Annotated in this window: 17 protein-coding genes and 2 pseudogenes; 8 read left to right on the forward strand and 11 right to left on the reverse strand. The window is 43.6% G+C overall.

Translation table 11 applies throughout. The features are described 5' to 3' along the window. Window positions 1-73: 73 nt before the first annotated feature. The 6 genes and pseudogenes from PLE7327_RS01020 to PLE7327_RS01035 form a co-directional block, all read right to left on the reverse strand. On the reverse strand, window positions 74-907 hold the full coding sequence (locus PLE7327_RS01020) for a transglutaminase family protein (RefSeq protein WP_015141992.1): 834 nt from the start codon (window positions 905-907) through the stop codon (window positions 74-76). Between the two features lie 227 nt (window positions 908-1,134). Next, on the reverse strand, window positions 1,135-2,787 hold the full coding sequence (locus PLE7327_RS01025; protein ID WP_015141993.1) for an alpha-amylase family glycosyl hydrolase: 1,653 nt from the start codon (window positions 2,785-2,787) through the stop codon (window positions 1,135-1,137). Window positions 2,788-3,450: 663 nt separating this feature from the next. Next, window positions 3,451-4,838 (reverse strand): annotated as a pseudogene (locus tag PLE7327_RS26295) (MFS transporter); the annotation flags it as partial. After that, the gene (locus tag PLE7327_RS25080; protein ID WP_015141996.1) at window positions 4,777-5,589 is read right to left on the reverse strand and encodes a hypothetical protein; all 813 of its coding nucleotides are present in this window, start codon (window positions 5,587-5,589) and stop codon (window positions 4,777-4,779) included. The gene PLE7327_RS25080 and the pseudogene PLE7327_RS26295, both read right to left, overlap by 62 nt. Before the next feature lie 17 nt (window positions 5,590-5,606). After that, a complete protein-coding gene (locus PLE7327_RS25085; RefSeq protein WP_015141997.1) occupies window positions 5,607-6,137 on the reverse strand; it encodes a hypothetical protein in 531 nt (176 codons plus the stop codon). Window positions 6,138-6,549: 412 nt separating this feature from the next. After that, window positions 6,550-6,942 carry a phage holin family protein gene (locus tag PLE7327_RS01035; protein WP_015141998.1) on the reverse strand — a complete coding sequence of 131 codons (393 nt, stop codon included), beginning with the start codon at window positions 6,940-6,942 and terminating at the stop codon, window positions 6,550-6,552. A 230-nt stretch (window positions 6,943-7,172) separates the two neighbouring features. Here PLE7327_RS01035 and PLE7327_RS23025 point away from each other — a divergent pair, with 230 nt between their 5' ends. Beyond that, window positions 7,173-7,349, forward strand: a complete 177-nt coding sequence (locus PLE7327_RS23025; RefSeq protein WP_071880586.1) for a YqaE/Pmp3 family membrane protein — start codon at window positions 7,173-7,175, stop codon at window positions 7,347-7,349. 435 nt (window positions 7,350-7,784) lie between these two features. On the opposite strand, the gene PLE7327_RS01040 is transcribed toward PLE7327_RS23025, so the two are convergent. Further along, a complete protein-coding gene (locus PLE7327_RS01040; RefSeq protein ID WP_015142000.1) occupies window positions 7,785-8,573 on the reverse strand; it encodes a hypothetical protein in 789 nt (262 codons plus the stop codon). 461 nt (window positions 8,574-9,034) lie between these two features. On the opposite strand from PLE7327_RS01040, the gene PLE7327_RS01045 reads away from it, so the two are divergent. Next, window positions 9,035-9,457 (forward strand): rhodanese-like domain-containing protein, encoded by a 423-nt coding sequence (locus PLE7327_RS01045; RefSeq protein ID WP_015142001.1) that lies wholly within the window; start codon window positions 9,035-9,037, stop codon window positions 9,455-9,457. A 57-nt stretch (window positions 9,458-9,514) separates the two neighbouring features. Beyond that, window positions 9,515-10,018 carry a DUF6658 family protein gene (locus PLE7327_RS01050; RefSeq protein ID WP_015142002.1) on the forward strand — a complete coding sequence of 168 codons (504 nt, stop codon included), beginning with the start codon at window positions 9,515-9,517 and terminating at the stop codon, window positions 10,016-10,018. Between the two features lie 906 nt (window positions 10,019-10,924). Here PLE7327_RS01050 and PLE7327_RS01055 read toward each other — a convergent pair. After that, on the reverse strand, window positions 10,925-11,470 hold the full coding sequence (locus tag PLE7327_RS01055; protein WP_015142003.1) for an FAD-dependent oxidoreductase: 546 nt from the start codon (window positions 11,468-11,470) through the stop codon (window positions 10,925-10,927). A gap of 215 nt (window positions 11,471-11,685) precedes the next feature. Here PLE7327_RS01055 and PLE7327_RS01060 point away from each other — a divergent pair, with 215 nt between their 5' ends. Further along, entirely contained in the window at window positions 11,686-13,014 is a 1,329-nt protein-coding gene (locus PLE7327_RS01060; RefSeq protein ID WP_015142004.1) for a hypothetical protein, read from the forward strand. Between the two features lie 57 nt (window positions 13,015-13,071). Here PLE7327_RS01060 and PLE7327_RS01065 read toward each other — a convergent pair whose 3' ends face one another. The 3 genes from PLE7327_RS01065 to PLE7327_RS01075 all read right to left on the reverse strand — a co-directional run bounded on the left by PLE7327_RS01065 (window position 13,072) and on the right by PLE7327_RS01075 (window position 16,290). Then, window positions 13,072-13,953 (reverse strand): zinc metalloprotease HtpX, encoded by an 882-nt coding sequence (locus PLE7327_RS01065; RefSeq protein ID WP_015142005.1) that lies wholly within the window; start codon window positions 13,951-13,953, stop codon window positions 13,072-13,074. A gap of 275 nt (window positions 13,954-14,228) precedes the next feature. Next, complete coding sequence (locus PLE7327_RS22495) at window positions 14,229-15,317, reverse strand: hypothetical protein (RefSeq protein WP_015142006.1); 1,089 nt, start codon at window positions 15,315-15,317, stop codon at window positions 14,229-14,231. A gap of 151 nt (window positions 15,318-15,468) precedes the next feature. Next, window positions 15,469-16,290, reverse strand: a complete 822-nt coding sequence (locus tag PLE7327_RS01075; RefSeq protein WP_217523304.1) for a helix-turn-helix domain-containing protein — start codon at window positions 16,288-16,290, stop codon at window positions 15,469-15,471. Between the two features lie 369 nt (window positions 16,291-16,659). On the opposite strand from PLE7327_RS01075, the gene PLE7327_RS01080 reads away from it, so the two are divergent. From PLE7327_RS01080 to PLE7327_RS01090, 4 genes and pseudogenes are all read left to right on the forward strand, one after another. Continuing rightward, entirely contained in the window at window positions 16,660-17,214 is a 555-nt protein-coding gene (locus PLE7327_RS01080) for a late competence development ComFB family protein (protein WP_015142008.1), read from the forward strand. A gap of 629 nt (window positions 17,215-17,843) precedes the next feature. Further along, window positions 17,844-17,936 (forward strand): DUF3641 domain-containing protein, encoded by a 93-nt coding sequence (locus PLE7327_RS26300; protein ID WP_371265114.1) that lies wholly within the window; start codon window positions 17,844-17,846, stop codon window positions 17,934-17,936. After that, window positions 17,896-18,696: a TIGR04283 family arsenosugar biosynthesis glycosyltransferase gene (locus PLE7327_RS01085; RefSeq protein WP_371265287.1), complete on the forward strand. Its 801-nt coding sequence runs from the start codon at window positions 17,896-17,898 to the stop codon at window positions 18,694-18,696. Before PLE7327_RS26300 ends, PLE7327_RS01085 begins: the two co-directional genes overlap by 41 nt. A gap of 81 nt (window positions 18,697-18,777) precedes the next feature. Beyond that, window positions 18,778-19,371 (forward strand): annotated as a pseudogene (locus PLE7327_RS01090) (TVP38/TMEM64 family protein); the annotation flags it as partial. Window positions 19,372-19,457 lie beyond the last annotated feature (86 nt).

Genomic DNA, 19,457 nt, shown 5'->3' on the forward strand with positions numbered 1-19,457 from the left:
CGTCTATGTCTGAGAGATTGATATGCAAGCCTAGCCCATGTGCTAGGCTTTTTAATTGAAAGATAAAAATTTTTCAGAGCGAACGAGTAGCGATCGCGCCGGTTGTAAACGTTGGAGATTTGCCCTCCAAACAATCGATAAAAACAGTCATGTCTTGCATTTGTGCTGCGCCAAAAATCGTCGCAAAAGAAATATCAGCAGCATCTCGTCCCGTACCGATGCGAATCATTCCCTCTAGAGGTGCAAGGCGAGTCGGATCGAATAGATACCAGCGATCGCCCAAATAAGCCTCAAAAACTGCATGGAAATCCGGCGGTTGTAGCTGATGTGAATATACTGACACAAATCGTGCAGGAATGTTTAAGGCACGACAGAAAGCAATCCCCAAATGGGCAAAATCCCGACAAACTCCAGCTCTTTCCGTTACGATGTCGAAAGCAGAAGTCTGGGAATTCGTGCTTCCCGATAAGTAAGTAACATTGTCATAAATCCAGTTGCAGATTGCAGTGACTCTAGAATAGCCGGGTTGTAGCTTGCCAAATTCTTGTTGTGCCAAACGCATCAAGCGATCTGATTGGCAGTACCGCGACGGAAACAAATAATGCAACTTATCTAGGGGTAACTCCGCAGGCGCAACTTCAGCAATCGAGTTAGGATCTTCGTCGAGGTAAGATAGTTCGACAGTTGCCTGATAGGAAACTTGTAGATCGCCTTCTGGTGCATTTACCCGAAGATATCGGTTCTCAAGCACAGGAGAAATATATTCTTCATAATCCAGCGACGGTTCAAATTTTATGGTTTCCTGAAGAATATTTTGATAGTTGTTTTTAGCCGCACAAATATTGAAAATTAAAGTACTAGGTGCGGAAATGCTGTAATTTAGCTGACATCCAAGATTGAATTTCATAGACTGCGAACCGTTTTTTGTTTAAGCTTTGCAAGTGTTTCTCGGAAAAAAAGTAGCGATCGCTTGGGTTATACCAATTTTCATTAGTCGCGATCGACATCCTTCTCTCCTCTCCCAAATTGGGAGAGGGGTTGGGGGTGAGGGCAATCAACCATCTCTGTCATTACTTTTGAACAATGGTATTAAAAAGCGATCGAGCTACAAATGTTACTTACGATTCTTTGCAATTATTGCCAAACGAATACTTTTGCTTCATACTCTGGCAAATCGATGAGAATATTGTCGTCTCCAGACTCAATATCGTAGTCACCCGTCCACTCGTGCCAAGTACCGTTAGCCGGAAAATGGGGAACTTGGTAGCCAGCGAGATAGTTGTCTGAGAAACTTGCCACGACAACGATACGAGATCCTTCATCGTTCCAACGAGTGTAGGCGAGAACCTTTGATTCCGGATCTTCGTGGAAGAAGTCAATATTTTCAGTGTAGAGGGCATGATTATTTTGGCGCAGGTGAATCAAGCCTTTGTAATATTCAAAAAAACCGCGATTGAGAGCGTTTTCTAATAAAGACCATTCAATTTTGCTTTTTTCGATGGTTTTGGGCTTATACTCGCCAAATTCTTCGCCCATCCAAATCATGGGAATTCCTACGGCTGTCATCAATAAAACAGCCGCCAGCTTAACTCGTTTGAAAGCCGCCTCGTCAAAGATATCGCGATTGGCTAGTTCTACCATCAAGCGATCGTGGTCGTGGTTAGTCACATAATTGACGATATTAGTCACTCCCATAAACCCTTGACGCTTGCCATCGATCGCATCTTTAAGTCTCTCTAGATCGAAGGTGTCGCCGCAAACGTGTTCTTTGACAGCATGGTAAAAACTCTCGTGCCAGCAGCCATCCATTGGACCGTCGAGGTTGGTGATGTTAGGGGTTTCGGGAATGTGTTCGGCAATATTATAGAAAGGCTTCATTCCTGCCGTTTTCTTGGCTTCTTGGACGATCCAATTCATGAAGTCATAGTTGGCAATTTGTCTTGCCGCATCATAACGGATGCCATCGATGTGGTATTCCTCGATCCAAAAGCGTACCGTATCGCCGATAAACTGCCATGCAGGTTTAACATCTAAGTTTTCGTCGTAGTGTTCGTAGTTGAATTCGGGTCCCCAGTTGTTGTCGGGATCGCGAGGAGAGTGGTGATACCAGTAATCGTGGTCTATCTGCGTTAAGGAACTTTCTGCCTCTGAGTGGTTATAGATCCCGTCGATGATGACGCGAATGCCTCTGGCATGACATTCATCAATCATTCGTTTCAACTGTTCTGTCGAACCATAGCTAGACTCGGTGGCGAAAAAATGGCGGGGATTGTAGCCCCAACTGTAGTCGCCGGGATACTCTTTAAGGGGCATTAACTCGATCGCATTGATACCTAGTTCGCACAGATAATCGAGTTTTTCAATAACGTGCTTGTAAGTGCCTCGCGGATTGGGATCGTCTTCGCCGCCGGAAAAGTCGCTAATATGCATTTCATAGATAACTAATTCATGGTCGGGAGGCAATGGTTTGTCGTCGTGCTGCCACACGTAGGTATCAACTATTTTCTGACCGTTTTTAATGCAGATAACGCCATTTTGGTTTGGTTCGTCAACATCCGTGGCATAGGGATCGATGACATCTACCCATTGGTTGGGTTCAAAAAACCAGCTTTTTGAGCGAATGCGGAATTTGTATTGATAGCTGCCATCTTCTAGTTCGACGTTGGTTCGGAAATAACCTTTGTCATCTTTTTCCATGGGAATGGCTTCCCAGTTAGAAAAAGAGCCAATTAAAGCAGCTTCCTTATTGTAAGGAGCAAATAATTTAAATTCAATTAAGTTTGCCATAGGTTTTCTCGGTGAATAATTTACAAAATCATTTGATTTGAATTACGCTACTTTAGGTTGTAGCGACTTTGAAGATGTTACAGTTTGATTTTTTTCCGGTTGATATAGCCAAAATCTTTCGAGTTTAATTGGCTCGTTTTTAGACAGATATTTTTTGTAGGCTATGACAAATTTATCGATTTTAATCATAGTTTTCTGTGTTTTTTAAACTAGAGATTGCCAATTAGTAATAGCAATTGGCTCGCGATCGTCAACGATTAATTACTAACAAAAATCGACATAAAGTTTAGCCAGTCAATTAACCGAGTTCATCATTAATAACAATAATTATATTTTTGGATGTTAATAGCACCTCTCTTGCGAAAGAAATTCTAATTAAAAATTTATTTCTTAAGATATATTTTTAAATACCAATGCGATTGAGATGTTTCGCTTCGCTCAACATGACACTTGATACGAGACTTTTTAGAAAGCCACTCAAGAGACTAGCGAGCATAGAAATAAATTTCTATGCTCATAGGTTAAATTCTAGAGGCGAGAACTATTAAATAAAAAATCCATTGAAATTGAGCGATTGAGAGCGATTGAAATCGCTGCCTTATAGGTAAAGTCGTCTTTAGACAACTAGAAAGGAGGTATTTTTATACCTTATATCTACACTCCTCAAACAATACCAATCACTCCCGCCACGCCTCCGCCAACCGCAGCCGCAGCCGAAATCAAAGCGGTCAAGAACAGCCACCAAGCGGCTGTCGCGGCTGCTTTACGGGTTTCTTCCATTTGTCGCTGCGTTTCTCGCTTGACTTGTTCGAGGCGAAGTTGTGCCTGTTGTTGAAGACGTTCCGCCTTTTGGAGGATGCGATCGCGAGTGCCTTCAATTTGTCCGATAATGCGTTGGGCATCCTCTTTGGAAATATCTGGGCGCGAACTGAGGATGGCAACTAGAGTATTGCGATCGATTTGGGAGAAGCGATCGCGCAACGCTTCAAATCCCGCTTGCGGATCGTCAAACAAGGTGCGCAAGTCACCCTTGATCCCTTCGTAATTGAGTTCGGGACGTTCTAAGCTGTTGAGATAGTCGCGGATTTTAAGGAAAATCCCGTCGATAATGGATTGAATCCGGTTTTGGATGCTCTGCAACTGGATGAGGAACCGATCGCGAACGAGAAAAATTTGGTCGATAATACGATTGACCTCCGCTTCGGAAATATCTCCTCGTTGGGATAGCAAGGCAACCAAAGTATCTCGGTCGAAGTGAGCGAGGCGCTCTTTCAAACTCTCTACCCCAGCGCGACGGTCGTGGAGCAATAACTGGATGTCTCGCTGAATGCCTTCGGGATTGAGTTCTTCTCTGTCGGTAGAGCGCAGGTAATCGGCGATCGCATCTCTAAATTCCCGCACCTGCCGCTGAGTTCGCCTTGCCAAGCGGCGAGGAGCTCTCGCGAAGCTGCGCCCTGCACTTGGTCGATAATTTGGTTGACTTGTTCTTCGCTGAGATCTTCCCGTTGGCCGAGCAACTTCACCAAGGTATCTCGATCCATCATTGCCAAACGGTGTCTAATCGCCTTGGCACCAGCTTTCGGGTCTTCTAGCAGTCGGGTTAAGTCTCGCTTAATCCCTTCGGGATTGAGTTCTTCCTTACCCGTAGAGCGCAGGTAATTTTCAATCGCTGAGGTCGTTTTCTCGTACTGCTCTTTTGCTTTCCCAGTCAGTTGTTGGGGCGCGTAGCGAACGCGAGTCCAAGTTCTTTCGACGCGATCGACAATTTGCGCGGCTTGTTCTTGGCTGATGTCTTGACGCTGAGCGAGTAACTGCACTAGCGTATCGCGATCGAAGTGAGACAGGCGCTCTCGTAAGACTGCCGCTCCTGCTTGGGGATCGTGCAACAGCAATTGTAGCTCTCGTTCGATGGCTTGGGGATTGAGTTCTTCTTTGCCCGTATCTCGCAGATAGGACTGAACTTTGAGCCATTGCTGCTCGGCTTTGATTTTAATAGCTGCCTGCTGCTCTTGCGCTTCCTGGAGAACCCGCTCCCGTGCTATTTCTAGCTCGCTGGACTGCTCCTGGATCGGCTTCGGGGTCATAGAGCAAGTCTCGGAATTCTCTCCTTAAGTTTTCTGGCTGTAGTTGCCAGGGGTTGGCGTCGAGCAAATAATGTTCGATATCCCCTCTCACTGGGCTATAAGTCGTTTCGCTGCCTGCTAACTGGGCAACTTTCTGCGTCTGTTCCCCTACCTGGTCTTTGAGCTTATTAAGCTGAGCGAGAATTTTTTCGACATCTAAATCGGAGAGATCTGTCCGTCCCAGTACCATTCCTAATAAGCTATTAAAACCCAGGGTCATCGCTTGCGCGAGCGGTTCCGATTGCTCCTTGGAAGGTTCAGAATTGCGGCTTTTGCGGGTTTCCTGGATGAGAGTATCGAGTTTTTGACTCAGTTCGCTTCCCAATAATTGTTCGCGGGTAGCCGACTGAAGATAATCGCCAAGTTCTGAGAAGGAATTTTTTTGGCGCGATCGCTTCACCTTGGTCTTCCAGGCAAATTCGAGGCGATCGGCAATGCGATTCACTTCTGCGTCGGACAAATCGCTGCGGCTTCTAATCAAATCGACAAAAGTCTGTCTGTCAATACTTGTAAGGCGATCGTCATCTATTTCTTGCAGCCTCGGATCGGCAAGTAAATCTTCCAGGTCGGCATAAATCCTCTGCCAGTTTAATTCTGGAGGTCGCAGTGCTTCCAAATAATCCTGAAGGTTTTCCCGCAGGCTTGCCGCATCGAGTCCCGTTCCCAGTTCTCGACGCACTGCTGCCGCCGCTGCCTCTACCGTAGGACTACTTGTTTGTTAACCGCTTTTCTGCCAATCGCAGCCGTCGCCGTGCCTAGCAAGGCTTGAAACCCAGAAGTCGCCGCGTTGACGAGCGATCCGACGAAAGACCCGACGGTGGTCGAACTTGCCCAAGCCATCAAACAGAAATAAATTGCCCAGATCGTTAATCCCACGATCGCGCCCGAAGCGGGTGAAATATACAAGCCCAGCCTTACAGCAAGCAGGCTGGCAAAAAATAGGGCGATCGTGACGCTGACGAGCGTTCCCAGCCCTACAGTCCAGCCAATTTTATTAATCGTGCTGCCAATACTGTCAGATTTCTCGTGAGATTTGGAGGACGAATCCCCTCCCCTGGCTAGGGAAATCCCAGCAGCTATGCCGAGATTGGTTAGCAGTAGCTGAAAGGCAAACGCGAGTGCTACTCCGGCTACCAAAGCCGCAAAAAATTGTGCGCCGTTAAAGACTAAAGCTGGTGTAACTGGGGCTTGGGCTAGCAAAGATGGTGAAATATTTAGTCCTGTCATTATTAAACTGCTGGAAAACATAGGATTTTTGGTCTAATTTCTATGGCGTTTGGGGTTGCGATCGCAAAGATGCGATCTCTGACTGGAAATACTTTGCAGCTTGAAGTTAAATCTTAATTAACCCTTTGCGATCGACTATGACAAAGTTCTAGCCAGAGGATAGGAAGTTGCTTTCTAGCAAAAGTGGTGTCGCTCTAGCTAATTTTTCTGCGGCGTTGCCTAAATGCGGGATGAATTTTATTTGGTTATGCTAAGTGCAGTGAACCGAAACGAAGCATCTGTCGGTATTCTTCAGTGCACAGAGCCTGCCCGAATCGCCAAGTGCGAAGGGTTCCGCTCACAATGACAAATCCTCCCTAAATTTAGCAACGCCTCTTCTGCAAGCTATGAAAAACTAAAACTCTTATCCGAACTACTGTGGTAGCTCTTTATTCATAGATGTAGAATTCATAGTTGCTGGGTATTTTTCCGCAAAATATTTGCTAATAAACGTGTTGACAAAGGATAAAATTACCGGACCCAGTATAAAAGCTAGCAAGCCACTGACCCGAAATCCAGGAATGAGCACTGAAGCCAGCCAAAAACATAAGCCATTGACCACCAATGAAAAACTTCCCAAACTTACGAAATTAAGTGGCATAGCGAGAGCCGACAGGACTGGTTTAACAGAAGCATTAACCACACCAATTGCAGCCGCGGCAATTAAAGCAGTCGGAAAGTTAGCTAAATCTACTCCTGGAAAAATTATGTCAACGACAAGTAAGCTCAGAGCAGTAGCCAATAATGTTAATAGGTTGCCAAGCATAACTTCTCCTTCAAATTCACAAAAAGTAACATCCAGATTTTATTTTGAATAGCATCAATATACTAAACCAATCAACCTCGTGCTTCTCCAGCGAGATAGATTTTCAGCCAATAATCAAAGAGATGTAGCCGATTTTTTTTATAAGTTCTCTTTCTCAAGATAGAGGCAGTTGCTTTCAATTATTGAGAGCATATATCTATAAAATTGTTAGGCAGGAAGATTACCAAAAGATGAGACTCGTACAAGTTATCCTAGCTATATTGTTGCCTCCTGTAGGTGTATTCCTAACAGTTGGAGCCGGTCCGACTCTTTTGATTAATATTTTATTAACTCTTCTAGGCTGGCTTCCCGGTGCTATTCACGCACTTTGGGTCGTTTCTAAGCAGTCAGACAGAGCTACCGTTTAGGATTTATCGATATAGTAGCCAGTAGCCAGAGTAGCCAGAGAATAAATTCTCTGTCTAAGATGTTAAAGCATCAACGCCTAGAACTAAAGTTCTAGGCTCAAAGCTCAACTCGATTAAAATCGACTGAAATTTCTATCGGGTCTTCTTTAGAAGACTTTTTCGCTCGGACAGGAAATTAATGACAAAAGCGGTTGTTGAAAATGGTGCAAGATCTCAGTTTAAACGGGCTTTATATTTAGGTTACAAGAAATCTATTGCTTAGTGCGATCGAGTCAGAATAAAATAACGCTCGCAGAAATTGATTTAGAATGCAATAATTACATATTTTCAGAAGTTACTAGCAATAAAAAATTTTCGAATTGCCCGATAAATATTCTCCCGAAATGGATTGGATGTTACCCAGATTAAACGTAGTAATCTGGGTAATTTTTCTGTTTATTCTTCTTTGTCCTTATCGCGAAAAGCTTCGATTAGGGATTTCCAAAGGTCTCGCAAAATTTGTTTGATTTGCCGTTCTTTTTGGGCAACCGTACTTCCTGCTTCACTGAGTTTGGTTTCAAATTCTGTACGCTTTTGTTCTACTTTGTTGGTGAAAACTTTTGGATCTTCTTTGGTACGTTCGTACCAAACTTTTGCTTCATCTAAATAATGCTTTACTTCATCAAAACGTTCGCCATAACGTTCTGCTAAATTAGCTTGTACGATCGCTAATTGAGCTTTAAGTTGAGCGTAGCGCTTCTTCAAGATAGCAACTTCTTCACTATCTCTGATAGTATTAATCGCTGATTCTATACTATGTTTTATCTTTTCCGATCGCTCTTGTCCCGTCTCTTTTACTTCGCTAAGAACGCCTTCAATTTGTTCTTGCAGTTCTTGCTCTTCGCAATCTAGTTTCGCTTGTAGCTGTTTAACTTCTGTTTGAGTTTGGGAAAGTGCTTGACGTTTCGAGCGGCTAACTCCTTCAATAACTCCTTCTATAGCGGCAGTTATTTCTTCTTGGATTTCTTCTCCTTTTTCTTGAAAGGATTCGATTATTGCCGTAATTGCTTCTCGAATAAAAGACCGAATTTCTCCAGAGCCTTCTTTAACTTCCGAAGCTGCTTGCGCTACCGCAGCGCGAATAATTTCTCGAACATGTTCGGCTCTAGTTTTTCCTTCTTGTTTTGCTTTTTGAAGCGCTTGTTGAAGATTGTCTGTAATTTTTTCTTTGGTTGTTTGAGACATGATTAATTCCCCGACGTAGAAAGTAGAAAGAAAGCTATTTTTAATTTTAGCCAGAGAATAAATTCTCTGTCTAAGAGGCTAAAGTTCGTCTTATAGGACTTTATCAAACCAGAATGAAGTATCATCGGCTAACGCTAATGTCAGCAATCTTGTTTTCTTGCTCTAAATTTTTAGCTATCTTAAAATTGATTTTTGTAAATTGATTTCACGAATTTTGCAATTCATTTCTACTATTTAGGTTAACTTATTTATTTCCAAATCATTTGCCGTTCTATAGAAAAATCTGTCTTGGGACATACCGCCTACATCTAAGGATAGATTAGATTTTTTGATTTTAGATTCTAATCGTGCAATAAAAATTTAATTTCTATAAACAAAAATGTTAAAAAAGTAACTTTTCTCTCTAGAGAAAGATAAATAAAGAATGAGTTTTTGTTAGCTTATATGACCAGACATGAGTCATGGCAGATCTTGAAGATAACATCCAACAAGTTAAAGAAGCTATCACCCAAGCTTTTCCCAAACCGCCAGGGTTAAAAGAAAAATCCAGCGCGAATGCCCTCAAAGATCGTCTGGATTGGGGCGAGCCTGTATTGACGACTATTGACGTGCGCGATCGCGAAGCTTTTAATTGCGAGCGTATTACAGGAGCAATGTCCATGCCACTAGACGAGTTAGTCGAACAAGCACAAGGCAGTCTCGAACCCGTGCGCGATATTTACGTTTACGGCGAAACCAACCAAGAAACTGCTGAGGCTGCATCTCGCCTGCGGGAGGCGGGTTTTAGAAATGTAGCCGAACTTGAAGGAGGACTTCCTGGTTGGAAAGCGATTTCGGGATCGACTGAAGGACAAGCGTTTAACGCTGCTTTTAGCGAGCAATAGTTGCTAGCCGCTACCTTCACCCTGCACCAAGAAATCTAAGCATTTCGGAGAATTCCCATGAACAATACGACCGCATTTGTAAAACGTTTACGATTAGCACGAGTTTTAGTTGTCTGTTTGGCAGGAATTATCTTATTCATCAGTACGGCTTGCACTCAGTCGCCTTCTGTTAGTAATTCTAAATTGGGTGCCGATAAAGATACGACTCCCTATGAGCTAAGGACACCTCAAGCAGAGCATCTCAAAGAAAGCTATACTACCGAACCTCGTCGAGGGGAAATGAACGCAGTAGAGTTCGGAACTGACGAACTCGTTAACCAATCCCAGCGAAATTTGCAGAAACGCGCTGCAACTCCTGCTGAAGCTGTTGACAATTTACTCAGAGAAAGAGAATCTGCGACTCAAACAGCAGAAGATAAATTAGAAAAAGCTTCTGAAAGGGTCGGTAGCTCTGTAGAAGAGATGAAAGAAGGCGCTGAAAGAGGCTTCAGAAATTTGCAAGAAAATGTTAAATCTGCCGCCGAGGATGTCTCGGAAAATATCCAAGAAGCTGTCCGTTAGATTTCTCAATAAGAAAACTTACTTGTTTTCGCATTCCCGATAAATCCTTGCTACGATCGACGTTAAGTTTGATCGTAGCTTTTTTTTATTTTTCTTTACTAAAGTTTACTATTCTTAAGCAAATTTTATTTACAATAATATCTCGAAGCAAGCAAATTTCCTCTATCATTAGTAAGATTTTTGAAAACCTTAATTTCTACTACTAGAAAGATGTGTATAGATTGCTACCAAACATAGATTATTAATAGCTGGAATAAATCATGGTTTCCTAACAATTGATAGGGGATCGCTAGGTTTTTTACAGCTTTTCTCAATAATTAATCAATCAAAAATCATTTTACTTATTGAATTTAAAAAACATTAAAAATCATGAGCAACTGTCCCATATGCTCCGCAAAAATTCTCCGGCATGTTAGCAGCCATCGAATTTACTGGTATTGTCCGCAATGCCACGAAGAAGTGCCGGATTTGAGCGAATTTTCGACTCTAAAAACAAGCGAGCTATTGTCTTCTTCCCAAGACTATCAAAAACGCGCGATCGCGAAAGCTAAATTCGATTCATAAATTAAAATATTGCCTAAGTAAGGAATTGCTGGTTCAAACGTCAGCCATTGAGAACGGCGCAGATGTTTGAACCAGCGAATGTCTTGAGAAGAGGGTAGATTGCCTGCTAGGGCGACTAGAAACGTAATACCATTTCTAAAAAAGAACGCTACAGATGCTCGAGGAAAAAGCCTTACACCCAGAGCTGCTGACTAATTGATAATTCGCAATTGATAAATTCGCAATTAAAATATAAAAACATTGAATTTCTAGCTAGAATCCATCTCTATTTCCTAATTGCGAACTGAATAATTGCCAATTACGAATTGGTATAATGCCCACGGATCGCAAGCCAAGAGGGAATCATGATTGTTTCGGGTTGATTTTCGCTAAATTGTCAATTGCTGATCCGTGGAGAACCTCTCCATCACAGCTAAAACGAGCACCATGACAAGGTCCGAGTGCGATCGCGGCTTCGACTTCGGCTTCGATTTTTTTTAAATCTTCCGGAAATTCTGCAAACGTATAGGCGCTTTGACGGCTAAAATCGCACTCTATTTGTTCTTCTTCCACGAATTGAGCAACGCGATCGATCGCCGCCTGATTAGACTCAGCATAGATACGGGCTTTTTCTTTGCCCAATTGTTCGATTATATCGGCATAGATGAGTTGGTGAAGAGAGGTCACTTTAGCCGTTGTATGACCGCTCCTTCCCATTGCAATTTGCTTGGACTCAATGACGGCAACGGTTTTTCCCGCTCGCTTGAGTAGCGTAGCAGCCGTCAGACCAGCGATACCAGCTCCTACGATCGCCACATCTACCAATAGATTATCGACAAAAGGTGAAAAGTTATTTTCAGGTGTTGAGTCTATCCAGTAGGAGACAGGTTTTCCAGAAAGAATAATCATGAAAATTTAGATGAAAAATTGGTTTACCCGTCCAATTTTGCTGAGGAATCCCGCTTATCTTCATCTCTCTAGCGGTGTAATCTTGCTATGGCATAAAACAAGCTAAGAATTATATCCATAGAGTTAATTTTTATTTAATGTCTCTATCCAATAGGAGAGGCGATCGCGCTTTCTAATTGCTAGTCTAAAATTTGTAGATCCTACGAGCAGAAATTGTGAATGTTACTCTATTAGAGCAAGCCAAGCAACTCCAAGAAACCTTGGTTGATTTTATCTATGACACAGAGGGAGAATTAGCAGTCGCACTAGAAAAATATGCTGCTGAGAATAGCAACAAAGAACGCTACGACATCAAACAACAAAACTTAATTATCGATACTTTTATTACAGAAGGGAGAGTTGGAGAGCAAACCCCGCTAGAGCTATTTTTAGAAAACGAGCCAAATTTAACAGAAAGCGATCGCGCCTTAGTCAATAATTGGAAGCGCAGTTTTACGGGTTTATTTGAAATTATCCAAACGATTCCCAATGGGTTGGAGTTAATGAATTGGTTGACTGCCAAACATTACAACGTCTACCCCAATGCTCGAATTTCTGAAGCAGAGATGGCACGGTGGCAACCGGGAGAAATTCTATTGACTCGCATTGCACCGATTGGCGATCGCGACTGGATGATTTTTAGCGATTGTATTCCTAAAGGAAAATTGAGCCAACCTAAGTTAGCCGTTGCCATTGGCGAATTCAAAAAAAACTACAAAGAGTATCTTTATAGCGACGCACCAGAATTATTAGAACAAGCTTGGGAATCGGTAGCGCGATACCATCAAGAATTTGTTGACTTTTTTGGCAGCGATCGCATTACCCTTTCTGGCAGCAAACTCAATACTAAACTCGCCGAACTCCAGTCAAAAATGAGCCAAAAAATTCTAGCATCAGCAGGAATCGATCCCTCTAAATCCCTTCAAGAAGTTATGCAAGAAGCGGGGGCAAATGAAGAAGCGATCGCTGAAGCAGCAGCAGAACTCGGTACTGACTCAGAAGCAGTTACCGAAGCAATGAAAAGTCAAGAAAAACTGGCAATGGTTACTCCGAAAGTCGAGTTACCCCCAGAAATTAAAACAGCCGAACAAGTAACGGCTTTTTCCCATCCCAAATGGGGTCAAATGTTCATTCCAACCTACACAAAATTTCAGGCAATGCTGGAAGCAGAAGACCCACTCAGCCAAGAAAATTGCACGTTTCTCGTTCGCAAATATTTAGAAGATCCTCAGATTAACTTTTTCATTTGGCAGCAACTCAAAAAGCAATATCCAACTCAACTAGAAAAAGTCTTACAAACTGTGTTAGATCGTCGAGATTTTAATCTCGATCGCGATTTAGAAGCCACACTTAAGGAATTTAATAAATTTCCAGAAACCGAGTTACCAGAGACAGCCAGCGTCCCTCAACATTTACATAATTTATTTGAAGAAGTGGTAGTACAAGTAAGTAAATCTAAGTCCAAGGGGAAGAAGAAACAAAAAACAGCAAAAGGCTTTAAATAGTAGTGTTTTTGTTATTTTTAGCAGTGCGAGCATCTTGCTCGCGTCTGGGATTTAGGATTAGGATATGCTGACATTCATAGCCGATTTGGCTTGAGCTAGTTCGCGAAGACGACGAATGCGCTCTTGTGTTGGGGGATGAGTTTGGAAAAGAGACTGCAAACCTTCAGCAGAAAGTGGGTTGATAATCAGTAGAGGAGAAAAAGCAGGATTGCCATTCATAGGCACTTGGCGACCGACTAATTCCAGCTTTTCCAAGGCTCTGGCTAGCGCAATCGGATTCTCCGTGATTTCTGCTGACCCGCGATCGGCTGCAAACTCGCGGGTACGGGAGATAGCTAGCTGAATTAGCGTCGCTGATATCGGTGCGAGAATAATTAAGAACAATATCCCTAAAGGATTTCCGTCTCGACGGTCATCTCTAGTGACTGGGCCATAAAGCGCCCCGAAACTGAGAATTCGTCCGACGAAAGTGATTGCCCCAGCTAAAGTAGCTGCTACTGCTTGAGTAAGCGTGTCGCGGTTTTTAATATGTGTTAACTCGTGAGCAATTACGCCACTCAATTCTTCAGGGGAGAGAAGTTGCAAAATTCCCTGAGTGACAGCAACTGCGGCGTGTTCCGGATCTCTTCCCGTGGCAAAAGCATTAGGGGTTTGAGTAGGAACGACAAACAAAGTTGGCATGGGAAGCCCAGCTTTATTGGCTAAAGAAGCAACCAAGTCATAAAGTTCTGGCGCTTCCTGACGAGCCAAAGGTTGAGCGCGATAAGCCATTAAAACGGCTTTGTCGGAATAGTACCAGGAACCAAAACTACTAATAGCTGCAAAAGCTAGACCCATGAATAGTCCTTGTTCGTTACCTGTTAAGTAATAACCAGCTAATACTAAAATTCCGCTTAGTAGTCCGAGTAAGGCAGTTGTTTTAAGTTGATTTACTAACATAGTTATCGAATCTTATTTATATACAGCGATGCTAAATAGATTGCTGTAGCTCGGTTAAAAGTGAGAAAAACTTATACTTTCCTCTAGTTTAACTCGCTCGTTCGATTCTAAAAACTCTATCAAAAGGAAGACTCGCGACCAAGATGGTCGCATTACTGAGTATTCTGGTCATTGAAACGGATTGAATATAATTGGGCGATCGCAGATTGATATAAAGCATAGGGGCGATGCTTTGCGATCGCCCCTATGAGTGAGAATTAAATTTGAAACTACTTTCAGGGTAAAGTTCCCAAAGTTACGTTAACCGAGTCGGTGGAACCGTTAATCGGGTCGGTTGGTTGGCTGATTGGATCTTTCGGCTGACTAATTGGGTCAGTCGAACCTAAATTGCCAGAGATAGCATCAGCGACAGTCCGAGAAACAAAATCCTCAATAGAATTGGTTATGTCATCGATAGTCTCCTGTGGAATCTCGACATCTGTAATAGCATTGACAAAATCGCGAATGGCATCGGCTAAAGGATCTTCTAGCTGAGCCACCGCATCGATGCGAGCGCCACCAATGTCGGTTCCTGCCAGAGACTCGTTGCCTAACAGCGAGGCTAATTCTGGCGAGACTAGCAGATCGCTTCCAGCAATGGTGAGGTTCTCTCCGTCAAAGTTAGCCGTCTCCGGGTCACCCAGGTCGAACAGAATCTCATCGGTGTCAAGGGTATCAGCGATAAAGAAACCGCTAGCAGTATCGGTATCCCGACTGGGGTCGAAGCCAATCGAGAAATCGCCGACCGTCCCCAATCCCTCAAAGGTCAGAGAGCCAGAGTGTTCGATGGTTCCATCGACGGGAGTAAAACCATTTTCTTGGGTAAAGGTAAAGTCAGTCTTTGGCGTAATCTCAAAACCAACTGCTGGTGCGCCTTCGGGAAAGCTTTCAGTGTTGGGTTCTGCGGCATCGGTTTGCGTTAGTTTAAGGTTGGCATCGGCGAGGACGCTCTCGTCGAGAAATACGCTCGTCAATCCAGATTCTACTTCAAAAACCTCTTGCTCAGTTCCTTGTGGCGGAGTCATTTCGCCCGGCGGCGTGGTTCCATCGGACGGAGGAGTTCCGCCTGGTGGCGTGGTAGCTTCTGGTGGAGTCATTTCGCCCGGCGGCGTGGTTCCATCGGACGGAGGAGTTCCGCTTGGTGGCATGGTAGCTTCTGGTGGAGCCATTTCGCCCGGCGGCGTGGTTCCATCGGATGGGGGGGTTCCTTCTGATGGAGGTTGGACTGAAGTGTCAGTTGATGAATCGATTCTACTTCTATCCCTATTCTCAACGCTAGTACGATCGACCTCAAAGCTTGGTTTAGCACTCGATCCGTCTGGCATGTCTCTACCTCCTTTGAGTTTATCTACTGATTTTGTAACTTAAGTAACTATAGAGGGATAATGTAAAAGCTGTCTTTCTGATTCTTGCGCTTTTCTTCGGAAAATTGCTGTTGTTTGAAGCGTCAGAAAGGGAAAAAAGGATAGATTGCTTTTACAGAGCAGTGCGGTATTGTTTTGGCGTGACGCCAGTATGGCGCTTGAAAAGCGTAGCGAAGTGACTGGGGCTTTGATAGCCTATCTCCAGCGCTACTTCGGCGACAGAAAGGTCGGTTTCTCGGAGTAAACGCCGCGCTGCTTCTAAGCGCTGTCGCATGAGAAACTGATGCGGACTCTCTCCAATTGACCGCTTGAATAGGCGGCAGAAATGATAGGCGCTCATTTGGGCGACTGATGCTAAGTCCTCAAGGCGAATTTCTCGATCGAGGTGCGATCGCACGTATTCTAGAACGCGCCGCAGTCTTGATTCTGGCATGCGATCGCGATTTTCGCCCAAGCAATCTTTCTCGACATCGCGACGGCTATAGTGGCGGAACAAGTGTGCTGCTAGCATTGCGGCAGCTGTCTCGCCGTAGAGTTTTGAACCGGAGTGCTGCGTTTCTATTTCATGCTTAAGAGACAAAGCAATCTGTTGTATGAGCGGATCTTGTACCCCAAACTTATCGATGAAAGTAATGCGCTCCGTTTCAATCGAGCGATTGAGCGTGCGTTCGACAAAAACGCGATCGAGTTCGAGAACGAGAATCTCGGTAGATTGATACCAGCAGGCTTGAGACGCAACTCCGCTAGGATCGATACAAATGTCGCCAGGAACGAGCTGTCCGCTATTGCGTTTACCTTCTCTCCACCAATCTACTTTAATGGCATCACCGAGGTGAAGTGTAACATTGTGAGTTACAGGAATTAGCTCCAGCTTTTCCATTGGAGGTAGTTGGAAATGAGCTACTTGTAACACGTCTTGCCAAGTTGCTTGCAATTTTAATTGGGATGCGGTTGAACTCGAAAAACTCCGACTGCTCTGAATATCCTTAACTATCAAACTTTTCTGCGACATTGTCTCGACCTACACGAATCTTTAAAATCGCCAGCCACTGATAGAATTCTTGTTGGCTTCTTCATATTACTAAAGTAAAAAAAGATTCCGTTTATGAGGTAAGCTCGACGACACCCAGGCATAGATAGCTAGTTTTGTAAAACTCTTGGAAGCAATTTTTAAAGCTTATGTAAAATTTCTTTCTTTCAGTGAAACTGACTAGACGATCAGTATTTTTATTGGCTATAAATAAAGGAAATATACAAGAAAACTATATAGACTTTCTCTATCTATGTTGCAGACTTATCAAAGATGAAACCTCAGACAGAAAATCTCCCCCAAACTTATCAAAACATAATGGAATTGCTCGTTCGAGAAGAGCTAGAAAAACAGCTAAAGCAATGTCCTGAAACTCTCGCTCAATATATTAATACAGTAGAAGTTGCTACCTACGCGCTCAATCGTTTGCCCGCGCTATATGCCTCTTGTGAAAAAGGCAAAAATATGCAAAAGCTATTGGCACAAAAACAGTATAGGGAAGAGATTAAAAAAGCCGTGCGCCAAGGATTAGCGGCTATCCAACGCGATCCTTTGAGAATCTCGGCGCCGCTAATTTCAAAAAATGACGAACAATATCACGCTGCCAATACCGCCCTCAAAAATTTGCAAAGCTTATTGGAAAAGGCAAATTTGTTAGATTATCAGGAACTAACCTGGAACAATCTCGTAAATGTTGTCTGCCACGCTTTAGCTAAAACCGCTTGGACTGGAGTAGCACCCCAGACATGCTATCGAGTGTCCCAAGATGCTAGCGACGAAGACCCAACTCAAGTAGCTGATTGGACGGATAGTCGTTATCTTCGCTAAAAAGAGTTTTCATCGGTTCCATGGTTGCGTAGGCATGACTTTCTCTGAATTTTCCACTTTCCTGCACAAAAACAACATCGTTTTGTCCGAGAGCGTTGTCGAGAGGGCAGTTCCATCCCAGAATAATGTCGTATGCGACAAAGCCGCGTTCCTTCATATAGAGTACGACATCGCCGTTGAGTAGCAATGGAGCGAAATCGTCCGCTAAGGCTGAAAGCTAGACTGAAAGAAAAGCGCGAGGGATGAACGAGATCTGAGAAAAAAATAGTAGCTAGTCTTAAATATCAAGCTATGCCTAAACAAGTCAGACTACAAGCTTATCTCTTTAGGATTACCAATAAGAGCAACGAAGATTCCTTATCTTACTTGTCTGGTAAGCTTTAGCATAGCTCGAAGAGTAGCGCAGGTGAAGAACTGCGCTACCTTCTAAAAACTAACGGCGTAAATTGTAATTCTGCTCTAGTTCTCCAATCCAATTAGGATGAGCAAAATCAAAAAGACACAAACAAAATTGTTTTAGAAGCTTCATATCTCCACTCAATGTAACAATTTTTATTTAGATCGGGTACATAACTTAAATATCGCACCCTCGTAGGGGCAAGTTTCTGCTCACAGTAGGTAAATCCTTTTTGGCTTCAGCATTGACGAAATACGTACTGCAACCCTACTGTTATGGCTGTACTGCGGGATGTGGTTCTAGTTGTGGTGGCAGTTTGGTTTAAAGTTAGGAATTGCGAACTCGTGACTTTAGAGGAAACAGTAACTGAGAGAATTTCAATTATCATTCCGGTTCTCAATGAAGTGGGAACGATTGAAAAAGTGCTTGCCAGTACTCAACCAAGTACGAAGATAGAAGTAATTGTTGTAGATGGCGGTTCGGTTGACGGCACGCTTGAATTAGTTCAGTCGTTGGGCGTTAAAGTGCTGTCCTCCCCTACTGGTCGCGCTTGTCAAATGAATGCGGGTGCTTCGGCAGCAACGGGCAAAATTCTGCTGTTTCTCCATGCCGATACTCTTTTACCGTCTGGATTTGATACACTGGTTCGCGCTGCGCTGAAGCCACCGAAGCAGGGATGCAGAAAAGCCCCTGTAGCAGGGGCATTTGCCTTACAAATTGATGCGCCTTTGAGGAGTTTGCGGTTAATCGAATGGGGAGTTAATTGGCGATCGCGCTTTTTGCAAATGCCCTACGGCGACCAAGCTATCTTTCTCAAAGCAGAGACATTTGATCAAATCGGTGGCTTTGCACAGTTGCCAATTATGGAAGATTTTGAACTGGTGCGTCGGTTAAAACGCTTGGGGCATATTACTATTATTCCCGTGCCAGTCTTAACGTCAGCCCGTCGATGGCTCAAGAAAGGAATTTTCCAAACGACACTCATTAATCAGATTGTTATCCTTGCTTACTTACTAGGGGTTTCGCCCAAACAAATAGTTGGCTGGTATCGCCATCAGCCAAAATCGACTTTCAGGAAGAATTAGTAAATCCTTTTTGAGATCGGCTTCGTATCACTCTATGAAAACCTCGATCGATAAGCTTGTCAAAAGCGCGATCGCCGTTCATTAATTCAGGTTAAAAGTCTCGGTTTCATCGGCGCGATCGCATTCATCGCTATCTACAACCTAGCAACATTGCTTTTCGTACCCGGTTCTATCCTGACGATGAAAGGGGGTTGTTTGTTCGGCGTTTTTTGGGGTTCAGTTTGTGTTTTAATTGCTGCCACCCTTGGCGCGATCTGGGCTTTTTTACTCGGACGTTACTTATCGCGAGATTGGATTTGCCGAAAAATTGGCAAAAATCCTAAATTCCAGGCAATCGATCGCGCTGTTGGCCAAGAGGGATGGAAAATTGTTTTGCTAACTCGTCTTTCTCCTATTTTTCCCTTTAACCTCTTAAACTACGCCTTTGGAGTTACAGGAGTTTCCCTCAAAGACTATATTTTAGGTTTTCTCGGTATGATTCCCGGTACGGTAATGTACGTTTACATTGGCTCTCTTGCTAGCGACCTTGCCGCGATTGATATGTCCAATCCTCCCACGACAACTGAGACTCAAATCCTACAGTGGGGAATCCAAATCATTGGCGCGATCGCTACAATCGCCGTAATGGTATACACGACGCGCCTTGCCAAAAAAGCTTTAGATCGAAGCCTTTAGGATCGAGAAATCGCTCATGCTATCACTAAAAATCGCAAAAACTATGAAAACTATTGGTGCCAGAAACCGATCGCAGTTTTTCCAAC

Source organism: Pleurocapsa sp. PCC 7327, from assembly GCF_000317025.1.
Classification (GTDB): Bacteria; Cyanobacteriota; Cyanobacteriia; order Cyanobacteriales; family Microcystaceae; genus Hydrococcus.

What these genes read in the sequence shown, in the direction of transcription:
- PLE7327_RS01020 (WP_015141992.1), bottom strand. Translation starts at nt 907, where the DNA reads ATGAAATTCAATCTTGGATGTCAGCTAAATTACAGCATTTCCGCACCT.
- PLE7327_RS01025 (WP_015141993.1), bottom strand. Translation starts at nt 2,787, where the DNA reads ATGGCAAACTTAATTGAATTTAAATTATTTGCTCCTTACAATAAGGAA.
- PLE7327_RS25085 (WP_015141997.1), bottom strand. Translation starts at nt 6,137, where the DNA reads ATGACAGGACTAAATATTTCACCATCTTTGCTAGCCCAAGCCCCAGTT.
- PLE7327_RS01035 (WP_015141998.1), bottom strand. Translation starts at nt 6,942, where the DNA reads ATGCTTGGCAACCTATTAACATTATTGGCTACTGCTCTGAGCTTACTT.
- PLE7327_RS23025 (WP_071880586.1), top strand. Translation starts at nt 7,173, where the DNA reads ATGAGACTCGTACAAGTTATCCTAGCTATATTGTTGCCTCCTGTAGGT.
- PLE7327_RS01040 (WP_015142000.1), bottom strand. Translation starts at nt 8,573, where the DNA reads ATGTCTCAAACAACCAAAGAAAAAATTACAGACAATCTTCAACAAGCG.
- PLE7327_RS01045 (WP_015142001.1), top strand. Translation starts at nt 9,035, where the DNA reads ATGGCAGATCTTGAAGATAACATCCAACAAGTTAAAGAAGCTATCACC.
- PLE7327_RS01050 (WP_015142002.1), top strand. Translation starts at nt 9,515, where the DNA reads ATGAACAATACGACCGCATTTGTAAAACGTTTACGATTAGCACGAGTT.
- PLE7327_RS01055 (WP_015142003.1), bottom strand. Translation starts at nt 11,470, where the DNA reads ATGATTATTCTTTCTGGAAAACCTGTCTCCTACTGGATAGACTCAACA.
- PLE7327_RS01065 (WP_015142005.1), bottom strand. Translation starts at nt 13,953, where the DNA reads ATGTTAGTAAATCAACTTAAAACAACTGCCTTACTCGGACTACTAAGC.
- PLE7327_RS22495 (WP_015142006.1), bottom strand. Translation starts at nt 15,317, where the DNA reads ATGCCAGACGGATCGAGTGCTAAACCAAGCTTTGAGGTCGATCGTACT.
- PLE7327_RS01080 (WP_015142008.1), top strand. Translation starts at nt 16,660, where the DNA reads ATGAAACCTCAGACAGAAAATCTCCCCCAAACTTATCAAAACATAATG.